The sequence below is a fragment of the Paenarthrobacter nicotinovorans genome, assembly GCF_021919345.1.
Lineage (GTDB): Bacteria > Actinomycetota > Actinomycetes > Actinomycetales > Micrococcaceae > Arthrobacter > Arthrobacter nicotinovorans.
Genome location: NZ_CP089293.1, coordinates 1,473,551 through 1,489,328, shown reverse-complemented (window position 1 = coordinate 1,489,328; position 15,778 = coordinate 1,473,551). Strand labels below are relative to the sequence as shown.

The 15,778-nt window shown below is 64.5% G+C and carries 12 protein-coding genes and 1 riboswitch; of the genes, 3 read left to right on the top strand and 9 right to left on the bottom strand.

Annotated features, from left to right (window positions below):
• A complete protein-coding gene (gene metX / locus JMY29_RS06915) occupies nt 1-1,122 on the bottom strand; it encodes a homoserine O-acetyltransferase MetX (RefSeq protein WP_039240446.1) in 1,122 nt (373 codons plus the stop codon).
• A gap of 14 nt (nt 1,123-1,136) precedes the next feature.
• A riboswitch (SAM riboswitch) is annotated at nt 1,137-1,254 on the bottom strand.
• A 184-nt stretch (nt 1,255-1,438) separates the two neighbouring features.
• Entirely contained in the window at nt 1,439-2,755 is a 1,317-nt protein-coding gene (locus tag JMY29_RS06910; protein WP_039240445.1) for a bifunctional o-acetylhomoserine/o-acetylserine sulfhydrylase, read from the bottom strand.
• A 215-nt stretch (nt 2,756-2,970) separates the two neighbouring features.
• On the opposite strand from JMY29_RS06910, the gene JMY29_RS06905 reads away from it, so the two are divergent.
• On the top strand, nt 2,971-3,609 hold the full coding sequence (locus JMY29_RS06905; protein ID WP_018777448.1) for a VOC family protein: 639 nt from the start codon (nt 2,971-2,973) through the stop codon (nt 3,607-3,609).
• Nucleotides 3,610-3,750: 141 nt separating this feature from the next.
• On the opposite strand, the gene JMY29_RS06900 is transcribed toward JMY29_RS06905, so the two are convergent.
• A complete protein-coding gene (locus JMY29_RS06900) occupies nt 3,751-4,521 on the bottom strand; it encodes a CPBP family intramembrane glutamic endopeptidase (RefSeq protein WP_189075831.1) in 771 nt (256 codons plus the stop codon).
• An 86-nt stretch (nt 4,522-4,607) separates the two neighbouring features.
• Here JMY29_RS06900 and JMY29_RS06895 point away from each other — a divergent pair, with 86 nt between their 5' ends.
• Nucleotides 4,608-5,264 carry a histidine phosphatase family protein gene (locus tag JMY29_RS06895; protein ID WP_227453517.1) on the top strand — a complete coding sequence of 219 codons (657 nt, stop codon included), beginning with the start codon at nt 4,608-4,610 and terminating at the stop codon, nt 5,262-5,264.
• Nucleotides 5,265-5,273: 9 nt separating this feature from the next.
• Here JMY29_RS06895 and JMY29_RS06890 read toward each other — a convergent pair whose 3' ends face one another.
• Genes JMY29_RS06890 through JMY29_RS06870 form a run of 5 tightly spaced genes read right to left on the bottom strand, consistent with a single transcriptional unit; the run spans nt 5,274 to nt 9,752 of the window.
• Entirely contained in the window at nt 5,274-6,065 is a 792-nt protein-coding gene (locus tag JMY29_RS06890; protein WP_189075832.1) for a DeoR/GlpR family DNA-binding transcription regulator, read from the bottom strand.
• 23 nt (nt 6,066-6,088) lie between these two features.
• On the bottom strand, nt 6,089-6,943 hold the full coding sequence (locus JMY29_RS06885; RefSeq protein WP_189075833.1) for a class II fructose-bisphosphate aldolase: 855 nt from the start codon (nt 6,941-6,943) through the stop codon (nt 6,089-6,091).
• Nucleotides 6,925-7,893, bottom strand: coding sequence for a 1-phosphofructokinase family hexose kinase (locus JMY29_RS06880; protein WP_189075834.1), 969 nt, complete (start codon nt 7,891-7,893; stop codon nt 6,925-6,927). The genes JMY29_RS06885 and JMY29_RS06880 overlap by 19 nt, the downstream gene beginning before the upstream one ends.
• Nucleotides 7,890-8,825 (bottom strand): ROK family protein, encoded by a 936-nt coding sequence (locus JMY29_RS06875; RefSeq protein ID WP_018777442.1) that lies wholly within the window; start codon nt 8,823-8,825, stop codon nt 7,890-7,892. The genes JMY29_RS06880 and JMY29_RS06875 overlap by 4 nt, the downstream gene beginning before the upstream one ends.
• 9 nt (nt 8,826-8,834) lie before the next feature.
• Nucleotides 8,835-9,752, bottom strand: a complete 918-nt coding sequence (locus JMY29_RS06870; protein ID WP_189075835.1) for an SIS domain-containing protein — start codon at nt 9,750-9,752, stop codon at nt 8,835-8,837.
• A gap of 274 nt (nt 9,753-10,026) precedes the next feature.
• Here JMY29_RS06870 and JMY29_RS06865 point away from each other — a divergent pair, with 274 nt between their 5' ends.
• Nucleotides 10,027-14,418: an endo-alpha-N-acetylgalactosaminidase family protein gene (locus JMY29_RS06865; protein ID WP_189075836.1), complete on the top strand. Its 4,392-nt coding sequence runs from the start codon at nt 10,027-10,029 to the stop codon at nt 14,416-14,418.
• 91 nt (nt 14,419-14,509) lie between these two features.
• On the opposite strand, the gene hutI is transcribed toward JMY29_RS06865, so the two are convergent.
• Nucleotides 14,510-15,772, bottom strand: a complete 1,263-nt coding sequence (gene hutI / locus JMY29_RS06860; RefSeq protein ID WP_189075837.1) for an imidazolonepropionase — start codon at nt 15,770-15,772, stop codon at nt 14,510-14,512.
• Nucleotides 15,773-15,778: the final 6 nt, after the last annotated feature.

Here is a 15,778-nt window from a genome sequence, read left to right as displayed (position 1 = left end):
TCAGGCGAAGAACGCCCCGCGAAGCTGCTCCGACAATTGGCCGATTTCCGTGAGGAAGCCATCGTGGCCGATCGGCGCCTGGATGGTGTGGACCGGAACATTCCCCGGCAGTGCTGCCGCCAGTTCCTTGGACTGGGCCGGGAAGTACAGCCTGTCCGTGTCCACAGCAGCAACAAAGAACTCGGCGGTGGCACGCGAAAGTGCTTCCTGCAGTGTGCCCCGTCCCCGCCTGATGTCGTGGGACATCAACGCTTCGGTGATGGCGATATAGCTGTTGGCATCGAACCGCCGCACAAGCTTTGTCCCCTGGTGGTCCAGGTAGCTTTCCACCTGGTAGCGACCACGCTCCCCCAGGACTGCTGCGGAGAGCGGCGTTTCCTGATGTTGGGCTTCCCTGCCGAAGCGGAGATCCAGTTCCAGGGCGGAACGGTACGTGATGTGCGCAATCCGGCGGGCCAGGGCAAGTCCGTGTTCCGGAGCCGGACCGCCGTAGTAGTCCCCATTGTTGAAGTGCGGGTCCTGCCGGATGGCCAGGGTTTGGGCCTGCGCAAAGGCAATCTGCTCGGCGGTGCTGTAGGCTCCCACCGAAATGACGGCGCAGCGGTTGACCCTCTCCGGGAACGTGACAGCCCATTCGAGGGCCCTGGCCCCACCCATCGAGCCGCCCAGGACCGCGTGCCAGGATTCAATCCCCAAGAGGTCCGCCAAACGGGCCTCAGCAACCGTGCTGTCGCGAAGAGTGACCAGGGGGAACCGGGAACCCCACGGCTTGCCGTCCGGCGCATCGGAGGACGGGCCGGTGCTGCCATAGCAGCCGCCCACGATATTGATGGAGACAACGAAGAACCTGTTGGTGTCGATGGTGGCGCCCGGACCCACCAACTGCTCCCACCACCCTTCCTCGTCCGTGGCTCCGCGGGCAACGTGGGTGCTGCCCGTCAGCGCATGCTGGATGAGCACGGCATTGGACGCGTCGGCGTTGAGTCGTCCCCAGGTTTCGTACGCCAACACGACGTTGGGGAGGTGACCGCCGGCTTCGAGCGCCAGCGGCCCTATGCCCGCGTACTTGACGGTTCCGTCTTCTTCTCCGGATTTGGGAAGTGCTGTAGCAGTGATGGTCATTCCTTTGACACCTAACTTCGCGCTTGCCCGTCGCCTTGCGTGCGAACAGGCCAGGTCTTCACCCGGGGCACCCCACCGCGGAAGGAGGGTTGCCGGCCAGCAAGCCGGGGCTATCTGCTGGCACTCATGACCTAATACGTAGAGTCTAGGAAAGACACCACCGTTATGGCGAAGAATGTGACACCAGTGTGACGTTCAAGGGCAGCTTCATTCACGAAAGAGCACTCCGGGGTGCCGTCCGGCGAATAATCGTCGATGTGGACGGCACCCCGGGTCCGTCAGCCGGGTGCGTCAGCTGCAGGCGTGGACTGCCCGTTCAGGCGCCCTTGGCCGCGCGGAAGCCGGCTTCGAGGTCGGCAATGATGTCATCGATGTGCTCAATGCCCACGGACAAGCGGACTAGGCCCGGGTTGACGCCGGCGGCTACCTGCTGCTCGACCGTCAGCTGGCTGTGCGTGGTCGACGCCGGGTGGATGACCAGGGAGCGGACGTCACCGATGTTGGCGACGTGGGAGTGCAGCTCCAAACCGTCCACGAAGCGCTTGCCGGCCTCTACGCCACCCTTGATGTTGAAGGCCACGATGGCTCCCGTGCCCTGGGGTCCGTACTTGCGGCCCCGCTCGTACCAGGGGCTGGACGGCAGGCCCGCATAGGCGACCGATTCGACGTCGTCATGCGCTTCCAGCCACTCGGCCACCTTGGTGGCGTTGGCGACGTGGCGCTCCACCCGCAGGCTCAAGGTTTCCAGGCCCTGGGCAATGAGGAACGCGTTGAACGGCGACACGGCCGAGCCGAGGTCGCGAAGGAGCTGGACACGGGCCTTCAGGATGTAGGAAAGGTTGGCTCCGAGCGCTCCGTCCTTGCCCAGGTCGCGGGCGTAAACCAAGCCGTTGTAACTGGGGTCCGGGGTGTTGAAGCCGGGGAACCGCTCCGGGTCCTTGCCGAAGTCGAAGTTGCCCGAGTCCACGATCACGCCTGCGATCGCCGAACCGTGTCCGCCGAGGTACTTGGTTGCGGAGTGGACCACAATGTCCGCGCCCCACTCGATGGGCCGGATGAGGAACGGCGTGGAGAGGGTGTTGTCGACGATGAGAGGCACGCCTGCCTCGTGCGCGACACCGGCGACGCCTTCGATATCCAGCACGTCCTGGCGTGGGTTCGAGACGACTTCACCAAAGAACAGCTTGGTGTTCGACTGGACGGCCGCACGCCACTGCTCGAGGTTGTCCGGGTCCTCGACGAAAGTCACGGAGATGCCGAACTTCTTCAGCGTGTGGGCCAGCAGGTTGTACGTGCCGCCGTAGAGGCTGGGGCTCGCGACGACGTGGTCGCCGGCCTCGGCGATGTTCAGGATGGCAAAGGTCTCGGCTGCCTGGCCCGAACTGAGCAGCAGTGCACCCAGACCGCCTTCGAGGCTCGCGACGCGCTGTTCCACGGCGTCCTGCGTGGGGTTGCCTATCCGGGTGTAGATCGGAGCCAGTTCGGCCAGGGCAAAGCGGTTGGCCGCGCTTTCAGCACTCGGGAAAACGAACGACGTTGTCTGGTAGATCGGCAGGGAACGCGCGCCCGTGGCGGCATCCGGCTCTTGGCCTGCGTGGATCTGGCGGGTTTCGAAAGACCATCCTTGGGACATGGAATTCTCCTGTTCGTGGCGCGTGTGGTCGGCGGAATAGCTGCGGGAAGGAAGCTGCGGCCAGTCTAGGAAGTGTCCGGGTCCTTGGACAGCTTTGTGACGCCAGCAGAATATATGGGCTCTTTTGCGACCTTCCATGACGCCCGTCGCGAGATCCCACCTTAGTTAGGGTTGGCTTAGCTGAGACACCGATCACAAAGTGCCAAGATGAAGCCATGCGCATGGATCACGTCTCTTACGCCTGTGAACGAGATGGCCTCTTGGCCACTACCGAACGAATTTCCGCGGCTCTGGGAGTGGACGCAGTCCGGGGCGGAGTGCACCCGCGCTTCGGCACCCGGAACATGATCATTCCCCTTGCGGATAACAAGTACCTGGAAGTCGTGGAGGTCCTGGACCACCCTGCTTCCGACAAAGCACCCTTCGGCCAAGCTGTCCGTGCACGCTCAGCCGCCGGCGGCGGTTGGATGGGCTGGTGCGTGGCAGTTGACGACCTCGCCCCGTTTGAGGAACGCCTCGGTCGCGCAGCAGTCCCGGGCAACCGCAAGTTCCCTGACGGCCGCGAACTGGTGTGGCAGCAGATCGGCATCCTCGGCTTGATCGCCGATCCCCAGGTGCCGTACCTGCTCAAGTGGGAGGGCGACCCCTCACTTCACCCGTCCAAGGTGTACGAGAGCGATGTGAAGATGTCCAGCCTCACGATCGCGGGCTCCGCCGAACGCGTGACCGAATGGCTGGGCGAGCCAGTGGAGAAGCCTCTCGAGGACGTCGCGGTCCAGTGGATAGCACCACGCGGCACGCCGGGCATCATGGCCGTCACTTTCGAAACCGCCTCCGGAGCCGTCACCATCTGACCGTTCCCCTGATCCGGGCTGGTCCCGGCCCTGGACACCGCTGTCCAAACAATGCTTCGGCCGCCATCAGCGGGTGCCAATGACGTCACCCACCGATGGCGGCCGGATACTTTTAACGGCTGCAACGGCTTTCACGGCTGCTCAGCCCAGGCCCACCGCTTTGCCGAACAGGCTGAATCCAACGAACGCCACAATGTCCAGCAGGGCATGGGCAATCACCAAGGGCATCACCCTCTTGGTCTTGGTGTAGATCCACCCAAAGACCAGGCCCATCACCACATTGCCGATGAACGGGCCAAAGCCCTGGTAGAGGTGGTAACTCCCGCGAAGGAGGGCGCTGACGACGATGCCCGCCGGAACGCTCCAGCCGAACTTGCCGAAGCGGTCCAGGAGATACCCCACCACAATCACTTCTTCCACAATGGCGTGTCGCACGGCGGAGAGAATCAGCACGGGAACCGTCCACCAGTAGGCATCCAGGCCGCTGGGCACAATGGCAGTGGTGATTCCCAGCGCCCGGCCGGCCGCGTAGAGGCCAAGGGACGGTATGCCGATAAGCGCCGCGAGGCCCAGGCCCTGAAGCAGATCCTTGCCGGGGCGGACCAAGTTGAAGCCGAGCCGGGCGAACGCCGAACCTTCACCGTCCCTGGTGGCCTGGACGTGCGTGGACAGGAAGTAGAACACCAGCGCCACGGGCACCAGGGCGAACAGGATATCCAGAAGCTGGTACGTGAGATCGAAATATTCGCGGGTGCTCTGGGACCTGTTCAGCGTGGACGTTGCATCAGCCAGCGGCGCCCGCGTCATCTTGTCGAGCAGTTGCACCACGGAGTAGACAGCCGACTGGCCCAGGGACAAGCCCAGGACAATGAGCACTTCGGCGCGCAGCCGGCGACGGGAAGCAAGGAACATGTACCTATCTTGCCCGCAGTTCCTGCCTCTTTGCCGGGAACCGCCGCCCTATGCTTGGTGGGATGGGTGCCCCAGAGAGAATATTCATGATCCGGCACGGACAGTCCGCCGCGAACGCCGACACGTCCATCTACAACCGCGTGCCGGATTATCGGATTCCGCTGACGGACCAGGGCGTCGAGGAGGCGCGGTTGGCCGGCGAGGACCTGCGGCGCAAACTCGACGGGCAGCAGGTCTGCGTCTATGTTTCCCCCTATTTGCGCGCCTACCAGACGCTGGAAGCCCTCAACCTGGGGTCCCTGATTGAGCGTGTCATCGAGGAGCCGCGGCTCCGTGAGCAGGACTGGGCCAATTTCCAGATCGCCGGGGACATTGAGGACCAGAAGGAACTCAGGAACCTCTACGGCCACTTCTTCTACCGCTTCCGCGAAGGCGAATCAGGCTCGGACGTCTACGACCGGGTGTCGTCCTTCATGGAGACGCTTTACCGGCACTGGCAGAAGCCCACGTACGCACCGAACACCCTGTTGGTGACGCACGGGCTGACGATGCGGCTGTTCTGCATGCGCTGGTTCCACTGGACGGTGGAGTACTTTGAGTCGCTCAACAATCCGGGCAACGCTGAGCTGCGCACGCTGGTCAAGAACGACGACGACCAGTACAGCCTGGATCTGCCGTTCAGCCAGTGGGTGCCCAGGGATGTGGACGATTCGGTGCTCCACGCCCCGCGGATGCGGTTCTAGGGGTCCCCGTCAGCCTGCCGGTGCGACGATGACTTCCGTGCCGTTGGCTTCGAACGCCGCTTTGTCGTCGGGGCTGATCCCGGAATCGGTGATGAGGTGCCTGAAGTCGTAGCCGGCCATGGCGGCAAAAGAGCGTCGGCGCACCTTTGAGGAATCGGCTACCACGTAGGATTCCGTGGCTCGGCGTGCCATCACGGTGTTCACCATGGCTTCGCCCTCGTCAGTGATGGTGGGGCCGAGGTCCGGGTCCACGCCGTTGACGCCAATGAAGGCGATGTCCAAGGCGACCTTTTGCATGATCACGTCCGTGTACGGTCCCACCAGCTCATAGGACCGCGGGTTCAGGATGCCGCCGGTGACCATGATCTTGATGTTGGGGCGCACCGCCAGTTGGGAGGCGATGTTGATTGCATTGGTCACCACGGTAAGCGTGGGCCTGTTCGACGGTGCGTTGAGGTCTTCGCGGGTGGACAGGACCTGGGCCAGGGCGGTGTTGGTGGTTCCGCCGCTCAGCCCTATGACCGCTCCGGGACGGATCAGCGCGGAGGCCGCGAGCGCAATTTCCTGCTTGGCCTCGGCGTGGTCGTCACGGTTGTATCGTCCGGGAAGGTCGTATGCCACCGATCCCGTCGTGGCGCCTCCCCTGGTGCGGCTCAGCAGCCGCTGCTTGGCGAGGCTGTCCAGATCCCTGCGGGCCGTGGCAGGTGACACGCCTAGACGCGTCACGATGTCCTCGACTTCCACGTGGCCGGATTCGGCCAGGAGATCGAGGATGGCGGTCAGCCGATCGGTGCGGGTCATGACAAGCCTTTCGCGGTTTCCGGCTATTTCGCTTTGGCGAACAGCGTCAGCATACGTGCCGACTCCAGCACCAGGGCCTCCCGGCCGGCCTTGATGTACTTCCGGGAATCCACCACTGCGGGGTTGGCAGCGAGGTACTCACGGACGGCGCGGGTGAAGAACCCGTTCAAATGTGTGGATACGTTGATCTTAGTCATACCAGCGCCGATAGCGGATACGAGCATCTCATCTGTGACACCGGATGAGCCATGAAGAACCAGTGGTTTTCCAACGGCGGACTTCAGGCGGGCGATCAGGTGCAGGTCCAGCGCTGCGCTGCGCTCCGTCATGGCGTGGGACGAACCGACGGCCACAGCGAGTGCGTCCACTTCCGTGGCCTCAACGAAATCCCGGGCCTCGGACGGGTCGGTCCTGACACCCGGTGCGTGGGCTCCGTCCTTGCCTCCAACTTTTCCGAGCTCGGCCTCAACGTACACACCGCGCTCGTGCGCGTATTTGGCGACGCGGCGCGTGACCTCAACGTTCCACTCATAAGGCAAGTGGGCGCCGTCGTACATCACGGAACCGAACCCGAGGTCGACGGCGGCGAGCGCCAGGTCTTCGGACTCGGCGTGGTCGAGGTGGAGGGCCACCGGCACGGAGGCCGAACGCGCGATCGCAAGCGCTGCGGACGCGATGGGTTCCAGGCCGCCGTGGTACTTGGCGCAGTTCTCGGAGATTTGGAGAATCAGCGGAACGCCGGCGGCCTCGGCACCTCCCACCAGGCCCTCCGCAGTTTCAATGTGGATGACATTGAACGCGCCTTGGCCGGTGCCGGCGGCAGCTGCCTTGTCCATCAGTTCCCGCGTGTTGACCAGGGTCACCGGGTCTCCTTCCATGTCACGATCAGTTGGTCCTGCAGTTCCTGGTACCGCGGCGAGATCTCGCCTGCTGCCGGCATGAGCACGGCTGCTGCGGACCAGGCGGTGGCACGGCGAAGAATCTCGCGCGGCTCGGTGATGCCTTCGGCGAGCGCGACGGCGGCAGCCGCCACACCGGCGTCGCCCGCCCCTGTGGGGTTGCCGCTGAGCGACTCAGGCAAGCGCGCACTCCAATAACCGCCGGGGGCGGCGTGGTCGAAGGCGAGCATGCCGTCCGCTCCGGCGCTCACCAGCACAGTGCGGGCGCCCATGTCGATCAAAGAGAGGGCCGCTGCCTGGAGGCTGGACTCCCCCGTGGCTTCGGCGAGTTCATGGTGGTTCGGTTTGAGGATGTCCGCGCCGGCCTTGGCTGCGGCGATGATCCCGGGACCGGAGGTATCGATGATGGCGGGAATGCCGGCGTCGTGAGCCAGACGGACCAGCTCCGGGTAGAAGTCAGCGGGAGCGCCGGGAGGCAGGCTGCCGGAACCGACCAGCACGGAGGCGGGGAGGTTGGGGTTTCCGGTGACGGCTTCAGCGACGGCGGTCCGCAACGAGCGCCACTCATCGGGAAGCAGCGCCTGGCCTTCCTCGTTGAAGATGGACGTTTCGCCGCCCACGGTATCCACCAGGGCAATGCTGCGGCGCGTCTCGGCGGCGACCCCTACCAGGATGTGCGGCACTCCGCTGGTCCAGAGCTCGGCCGCCAGGGTCTGGCCCGCGGCACCGCCTGTGGGCGCTATGGCCAGCACCGGGTATCCGAGTTGGTGCGTCACACGGGCAACGTTGATGCCTTTGCCCCCGGCACGGCTGATGGGAGTGGGGACGCGGTGGCTGGCGCCTTCAGTGATGCCGTGGACGGTATACGTCATGTCGATGGCAGGGTTCGGCGTGACTGTGATGATGCGGTTCACGTTGGCTCGCTTCATTGTCCGGCTCCCAGCAGCTTGCGTGCGTTGTGGGCGGCACCGAGCAGGCCTGCGTCCTGACCCAGCTGGGCACGGATCAGATGGGGGCGGCGTTGGAAATCCAGGGTCTGGTCAACCCGGGCGCGCAGGGGCTGCAGGAGGTCCTCACCGGCCTCGGCGAGGCCTCCACCGATCACCACCGCTTCGGTGCCGATGATGTTGACGCATTGGCAGATGGTGAAGGCGAGCGCGTCCATCGCCTCTGCCCATACGCGTTCCGCCAGGGCGTCGCCGGACTTTGCCCTGAGCAGCACGCTGCGGGCGCCGTTGACCTTGTTTCCAGATTTCAGGTGGTAGCGCTTTGCGATGGCCCCGGCTGAACCGACGGCTTCCAGGATGGTGGCTGCGGTGCCGCCGGGACCGGCGTCGGGATCCGGAACCTGCGCGTGGCCGAGTTCTCCGGCGAAACCCCCGGCAGTCACGGCTTTGCCTCCGGAGAAGACTGCGGCCGCGATGCCGGTGCCCACCACCATGACGACAACGTCGCTGAACTCCCTGGAGCCTCCAAGCGCGTGCTCAACGGCAGCGGCGGAGCGGACGTCGTGGTCGAAGGCCACCGGAATCCCGAGACGCCTTTCGGCTTCGGCCGTGAAGGGAAAGTTCCGCCATCCGAGGTTGGCCGAGTAAACGCCCACCCCTGCCACCGAGTCGACAATGCCGGGGACGATGATTCCGGCGGCTTTGGCAGGGGTGCCCGGGAACTCGGCAGCCAGCTCGGCGGCGAGCTCTGCCAGCCGCTCAACGACGGCTTCGCCAGGACGTGCCGGGTCCAGTGGCGTGGGGACGCGGCGCATACCCAGCACCACGCCCTTGGCATCCACCAAACCGGCTTTGATGTCGGTCCCGCCAACATCGAAGGACAGCACCGGTGATTCTGCGGCTCCGAGAACCATGACGTGTACCTAGGCGGAGGCGTCGAGAATGACCGAGCGGGTCAGGTTGCGCGGCAGGTCCGGGTTCAAGCCACGGACCCGTGCACGCTCGAGGGTGACCTTATGGACCCGGGCGAGCTCGGCCAGGGGGTGCTTGTCCGTGTGGAGGTAGAGGGCGCCGGTGGCGGCCATGTCCTGGTCCAGTCCTTCGGGCTGGGTGCCGAACAACCAGGTAACCCGGCCGGGAGCGGCGATGGAGATCGGACCGTGGCGGTATTCCATGGCCGGGTAGGACTCGGTCCAGCCTTGGACGGCTTCGCGCATCTTGAGGCCGGCCTCGTGGGCCAGTCCTACCGTCCATCCCGTGCCGAGGAAAGTGAATTGCTCGGCGTCCAGGAGCTCCTGCGGGACCGGAGCGGAGACGGCGTCGCGTGCAACGGCGATGGCCGGCTGCACGTCGATGTCGAGGCTGGTCAGCATGTACACCAGCGCGGTGGTGGCGAAACGGGTCTGCACCACGGAGCGCTCGTCGGCATACTGGAGGCCGATCACGGTGTCGGCCAGTTCGATGATGGGCGAGGTGGTGTCTCCGATGATCGCGACGGTGGGGACGATGCCCTTCAGCGCGGCGAGGATCTCCAGCACTTCGGTGGTGGTGCCGGAGCGCGTGATGGCCACGACGGCGTCGTACTGACGGTCCGCACTGTTGCTGTTAAGGAAAGCCTCGGAGGCCGCAAAGGCGTCCGTGACCCCTTTGCCTGCGGATTCGCGGGCAGCTGCGTAGCTTTGGGCCATGAACCATGACGTGCCGCAGCCAATGACGGCGATGCGTTTTCCATCTGCGGGAAGCAGGTCTTCACTGCGGGCCTGCTCAACGGCGCGCTGCCATACGACAGGCTGGGAAACCAGCTCTTCCTCCATGAAGGCACCCAGTATGTTCTCGCTCATCGTGTGTTTCGCTCCCGCTCAAGTAATGACGTTTTTTGATCTATAGAAACACTAAACGATCATTTTCGATCTCACAAGGATCATCTACTGGAGAAGACTGCTCATTTGCCGCTCATGACGGAAGAGGTCCCGCCCACGTCGCAATCATGTTCTTGCGTGTGCTTTTAAGTTAACTACCTGTTAACTCTTGTCATGTTCTTGTTCGTGCAGCAGGCTTGGATGAGTCCGCAAGAAAGTGATTATTACTCACTCGGAATAATCAATAAGGAGCATCATGCCCCGCTTATCATCCCCCAGACGCCTCGCCTCGTTGAGTTTGGCCTGTGTCGTCGCCTCATCCTCGCTGGGCTTGATGGCAATCCAGCCCGCCACCGCAAGCCCCCTGGTCCTGCCTGCCGAGCTCGTCAGCGCCGCTGAAGCCGCCACCATCACCTCCGGCAGCCTCGCCGTGGACATCGCCACCACCTTCCCCCAAGTCCTCGGCTACACCGACACCGCCACCAAGGCCCGCCTCGACGGCACCCCGGCCCGGTTGAACACCATCACCCTCAACGGAGTGGAGTTCAATGTCAGCGGAACGTCCACGGCCTCCGGAAAGGATGCCCGGGATTACGTCCTCACCGTGCCCGATTTCGGCAACACCGTGATCAAGGCGCGGCTCTCCGTCAAGAAGAATGTGGTGTCCTTCAACGTCACGGAAATCAAGGACTCCGCGGACCACCTCGTGAAGACCCTTCAACTCCCCCGGCTAAACCTGGTCACTGTAGGTTCCACCCAGGCCGGGGCCCAGGTCTCCACAGCCAATCTGTCCGTCGACCGAAGCGTCAGCGGAGACGAATTCACGCCCGTTACTGCAGCTACGCCCCTGGATACTGCACCCAAAAGCTCCGCGTACGCGCTGGCCAACACCGCCGCGCTGGGTGCCGCCGTCGAATCAAACGCCCTCTACGACACTTCCTCCGGCCCGGGAGCGAAAGACAAGGGACGCTTCTGGCGCCAGGCCGTCAGCGACGGCGCCGGCGGGGTGGCCATGGGCATCGCCAGCGGCCAGTGGCTGTACCGTGCCGATGGTTCCACCACCACGGAGGAACTTCCCTGGACCCGGGTTGCCATCACCACCGATGCGAATGCCGATGGCGGCGTGGATTGGCAGGATGCGGCCATCGCCATGAGATCCATCCAGGTGTCCGCCAACAAGGGCGAACAGACCCCCGACAACGTGGTCACCCACATCCCCTTCAACTTCGCCTCACAAGCAACCCACCCGTTCCTCCGCACTCTGGACGATGTCAAACGCATCTCCCTGGCAACGGACGGACTGGGCCAGGTGGCCATGCTCAAGGGCTACACCAGCGAAGGCCACGACTCGGCCAACACCGACTACGGAAACAACTTCAACACCCGTGCAGGCGGCCTGGAGGACCTCAACACTTTGGTGAAGGAGGGCAAAGACTGGAACGCCAGCTTCGGCGTCCACATCAACGCCACAGAGATCTACCCCGAAGCGAAGTCCTTCAGCGAAGACCTGTTGCGCGCCGACAAGGGACTCGGCTGGAACTGGCTGGACCAGTCCTACTACATCAACCAGCGCCAGGACATCAACTCCGGCAAGCTCGCCCGGCGCATCAAAGAACTCCGCGAAGCCACGGACAAAAACCTGGACTTCGTGTACGTGGACGTCTACTACGAGTTCGGCTGGCTTGCCGAGAAGCTGCAGCAGGAACTGGTCAAGAACGGCTTCCGTGTCGGCTCGGAGTGGGCCGACCATCTGTCCCGCAACAACACGTGGTCCCACTGGGCCAACGATGAGAAGTACGGTGGCTCCACCAACAAAGGCGTCAACTCGCAGATCCTGCGCTTCATCAACAACACCCAATCAGACGTGTGGAACCCGGACCCCAAGCTCGGCGTGAGCCACATCGTGGAGTTCGAAGGCTGGACCGGGCAGAACGACTTCAACGCCTTCAGTGAGAACGTCTGGACAGCCAACCTCCCGGCGAAGTTCCTGCAGCACCACCAGATCACCAAATGGACACCAGACCGGATCGACCTCGCCGATGCCGTGGCCGTCACCGGAAACACCGCGGAAGAACGCAACATCACCGTCGCCGGAACCTCCGTGCTGCAAGGCGGAAGCTACCTGCTGCCGTGGTCCTCCAAGGAAAACGGCAAGGCCGACAAGCTCTACCACTACAACCCCGCCGGTGGCGCCAGCACCTGGACGCTCACCGAGGAATTCGCCAAGTCAACATCGCTGGAAATGTTCAAACTGACCGACAACGGACGAGTGAAGGTCGCTGATGTACCGGTAGTCAACGGCCAGGTCACCGTCACCGCGGACCCGAAGCAGCCCTACGTCCTCACGACCAAGAACAACGCGCTCCCCAAGAAGGCGGACTTCGGCGAAGGCACAGCCTTCAACGATCCCGGTTTCAACGGCGCCGACCTCTCCCCCTGGAACCCCACGGGCAACGTCACCCAGGTGCGCGACGACAAGGGCCGCCGCTTCGCCGAGATGGGGGCAACGCCGTCGTCGATCAGCCAGGACGTCAAGCTGGACGCCGGAACCCAATCCGTCAGCGCCTGGGTTGAAATCCAGCCCGGCAAGGCCCGGCCCACCACCCTCTCTGTCGAGATCAACGGCAAGACCGAAAGCACCACCATCGATTCATCCAACGCAGAAAACTACGTGGCCGGCGACGAGAAGCACGGGACCTCGTTCCAGCGCGTGCGGGTACTGGTTGATGTGCCGCGGAACAACACGAAGGCCACTGTTTCCGTCAAAGCCGCCGACGGCGACGCCACAGTGCGCGTCGACGACTTCCGGGCGGTCAAGACCGCCCGGGTGGCCACCACCGGCGTGCTCAGCGAAGACTTCGAGAACGTGGACCAAGGCTGGGGACCCTTCGTGAAGGGCAACGCCGGCGGCTCAACGGACCCCCGGACTCACATCACCGAGCGCAACGAGCCCTTCACCCAGAAGGGCTGGGACACCAATGTGATCGATGAAGTCCTGGACGGCACATGGTCCCTGATCGCGCACGACGAAAACACCGCCCCTGACGGCGGACCGGGCATGGTGTACCGCACCACCGAGGCGGGCGTTCCGTTCCAGGCCGGCCGCAAGTACAAGGTGTCCTTCGACTACCAGAACTCCAAGGCCGGGCAATACGCCTGGGTTTCCGGCTACGACTCGCAGGCGGGCCCCGCAGTGACGGGCAGCCAGGCCATCGACGCGAAAACCACCACCACGCGGTTCGAGCAGATCCTCGACACCGGCTTCTGCGGTGACTACTTCGTGGGCTTGCAGCGTACGGGCAGCGCCAACGGATCGGACTTCACGCTGGACAACTTCCTGGTGGAGGACCTCGGTGCCTCGGAAGCCGTTCCGGCGTGTGCGCAACTCACCGCCGGACTTCAAGGCGACGTGGTCCAGCAGGGCAAGGCACAGGACTTCGTCACCACGTTTATCTCCGACGAACCGGCGGCCATCAGCGACCTCGCCGTTGCGCTTGAGCTTCCCGAGGGATGGACCGCGACACCGTCCACGCCGGCCACGGCAGCAACCCTGCCCGCCGGTGGCACCCTCACCACCACCTGGAAGATCACGGCACCCGCGTCCGCGGACGGCGACTACCCCATCACGGCCAAGGCCGGTTACACCGCCGCAGCATCGGGCAACAACCCGGTAGGCGGCCGGACCATCGGCACCACCACCACTGTCCGGACACTGCCCAAACCGCCGCAGGCCACAGTGTTCGCCAGCGACCACCCATGGGTCAGCGCCACCAACGGCTGGGGCCCTGTTGAAAAGGACCAGTCCAACGGCGGAACCGGGGCCGGCGACGGCACCCCGCTGACGCTGAACGGCACCGTCTTCGCGAAGGGACTTGGCGCACACGCAAACGGCAACATCCGCTACTACCTTGGCGGCTACTGCACCGCCTTTACCGCAACAGTCGGCATTGATGATGCCCAGCCGACGCGGGGCAGCGTGAAGTTCTCCGTGGTGGCTGACGGGACAACCAAGGTAACAACCCCCGTCCTGGGAGCCACAAGCGCTCCCCTGCCGCTCACCGTTGACGTCACCGGCGCCCAGTACGTGGAACTCGTAGCTGACGACGCCGGCGACTCCAACGGCAACGACCACGCCGACTGGGCTGATGCCAGGTTCACGTGCTCGTCCACGTCCCAGGAACCGCCCGCACCCGTCCTGCAAGGCACCGTGTTCGCCTCCGACCTGCCCTGGATCGGCAGCATCAACGGTTGGGGTCCAGCGGAAAGGGACCGGGCCAACGGTGAGCAGAACGCCGGTGACGGACCCGCATTGCGGCTTGACGGCGTCGTCTACCCCAAGGGAATCGGCGTCCACGCCGACTCGAAGATCAGCATCGCCACCGAAGCAAAATGCACCGCCTTCACCGCCGTGGCGGGAGTGGACGACGCGAAGCTGAACAAGGGCCTGCACGGCTCGGTGGTCTTCATCGTGAAGGGCGACGGACGTGAACTGCTGCGGACTCCCGTTCTCAGCGCCGACTCTGCAGCACTTCCCCTCAACGTGGACATCACGGGAGTCCAGAACGTCGAACTGATCGCCGACAGGAACGGTGACGACGCCGGCGACGACTGGGGTGATTGGGCGGACGCGAAGTTCAGCTGCGCATAGTCCCTTCGCGCCTCAGTCTTTCCACGCACCAGTAAAGAAGGGCGGTGTTCCTACCGGAACACCGCCCTTCTTTACTGTTATCCCTTTGCCGTCATCTCTTTGCTGTGGCCTCTTTACTGGTGTCCTGGAACGCGCGCACGCCCGCCCGCCACACCGAGTGCGTCAACGGGACTCCCGGACGGTACGCCAGATGGGTCGCCGACGGTGCCTTCAGCATGTGCAGGTCAGCCCGGTGGCCGACGGCTAGCGAACCCACCGCCCGTTCGCCGTCGACGTCGTTCCCGGACTCCCGGCCCAACGCCAAGGCGCCGCCGTACGTCGCCGCGCGGACGGCCTCGTGGACGCTCAAGTGCATCTGGAGAACAGCTGTGGTGACGCAGAAAGCCATGGACGTGGTGTACGACGTTCCAGGGTTGCAGTTGGCCGCCAGCGCGATCTGCACGCCGGCGTCGATCAATTCACGCCCAGGCGCCAAAGGCTGGCGGGTGGAGAGATCGCAAGCCGGAAGGCAGGTGGCAACCGTGCCCCGTGCTCCGTTGCCTGTAGCGGCGTCCCAGCCGGTCCAGGTTTCCGCGAGGGCGGCGATGTCCTTGTCCGAGAGATAGTTCACGTGGTCCACACTCGCAGCCGCGAACTCCACGGCCAGCGCCACACCCGGCCCCTCGCCGAGCTGGTTGCCGTGGACCCGCAGGCCGAGACCTGCGTTGCGGGCCGCCGTCAGGACGCGACGGGACTGGTCTTCGGTGAAAGCGCCGCGCTCGCAGAAGACGTCTGCCCAGCGGACGTGCGGGAGGACGGCGTCGAGCATGGCACCGCAGACCAGGTCCGTGTACTCCTCAGGGTCCGAACCGGCGGGGACCAGGTGCGCGCCGAGGTACGTGACCTCGTCGACCTCGGCCGCGGCGATCCTGGCGCTGCGGGTCTCGTTGTCCACGTCCAGCCCGTAGCCCGTCTTGCTCTCCAAGTAGGTGGTCCCCTGGGAGACTGCCTCTTTGACCCGGTCCCGCACGAGGCGGCTGAGTTCGTCGTCGCTGACGCTGCGCGTAGCTCCCGTGGTCACGGCGATGCCGCCCGCGCTGTAGCTCTGCCCGGCCATGCGGGCCTCGAACTCGGCGGTGCGGTCCCCCGCGAAGACAAGGTGGGAATGCGAATCGACCCAGCCAGGCAGGACGGCGCGGCCTTCGGCGTCGACTTTTTCATCGGCGGCCGGAGCGTCCTGGCGGGACCCGATCCAGGAAATCCGTTCGCCTTCAAAGACGATGGCCGCATCCGTGAGGACCCGGTGCTCCAGGTCCTGGGTCATCAGCTCGCCGATGTTGGTAATGAGTGTGCTGGCTGGTGTGGTTCCGCTCATATGCCT

What these genes read in the sequence shown, in the direction of transcription:
- JMY29_RS06875 (WP_018777442.1), bottom strand. Translation starts at nt 8,825, where the DNA reads ATGGTTCTCGGAGCCGCAGAATCACCGGTGCTGTCCTTCGATGTTGGC.
- JMY29_RS06895 (WP_227453517.1), top strand. Translation starts at nt 4,608, where the DNA reads ATGATCCGGCACGGACAGTCCGCCGCGAACGCCGACACGTCCATCTAC.
- JMY29_RS06905 (WP_018777448.1), top strand. Translation starts at nt 2,971, where the DNA reads ATGCGCATGGATCACGTCTCTTACGCCTGTGAACGAGATGGCCTCTTG.
- JMY29_RS06880 (WP_189075834.1), bottom strand. Translation starts at nt 7,893, where the DNA reads ATGAAGCGAGCCAACGTGAACCGCATCATCACAGTCACGCCGAACCCT.
- JMY29_RS06910 (WP_039240445.1), bottom strand. Translation starts at nt 2,755, where the DNA reads ATGTCCCAAGGATGGTCTTTCGAAACCCGCCAGATCCACGCAGGCCAA.
- JMY29_RS06885 (WP_189075833.1), bottom strand. Translation starts at nt 6,943, where the DNA reads ATGGAAGGAGACCCGGTGACCCTGGTCAACACGCGGGAACTGATGGAC.
- JMY29_RS06870 (WP_189075835.1), bottom strand. Translation starts at nt 9,752, where the DNA reads ATGAGCGAGAACATACTGGGTGCCTTCATGGAGGAAGAGCTGGTTTCC.
- metX (WP_039240446.1), bottom strand. Translation starts at nt 1,122, where the DNA reads ATGACCATCACTGCTACAGCACTTCCCAAATCCGGAGAAGAAGACGGA.
- hutI (WP_189075837.1), bottom strand. Translation starts at nt 15,772, where the DNA reads ATGAGCGGAACCACACCAGCCAGCACACTCATTACCAACATCGGCGAG.
- JMY29_RS06890 (WP_189075832.1), bottom strand. Translation starts at nt 6,065, where the DNA reads ATGACCCGCACCGATCGGCTGACCGCCATCCTCGATCTCCTGGCCGAA.
- JMY29_RS06900 (WP_189075831.1), bottom strand. Translation starts at nt 4,521, where the DNA reads ATGTTCCTTGCTTCCCGTCGCCGGCTGCGCGCCGAAGTGCTCATTGTC.
- JMY29_RS06865 (WP_189075836.1), top strand. Translation starts at nt 10,027, where the DNA reads ATGCCCCGCTTATCATCCCCCAGACGCCTCGCCTCGTTGAGTTTGGCC.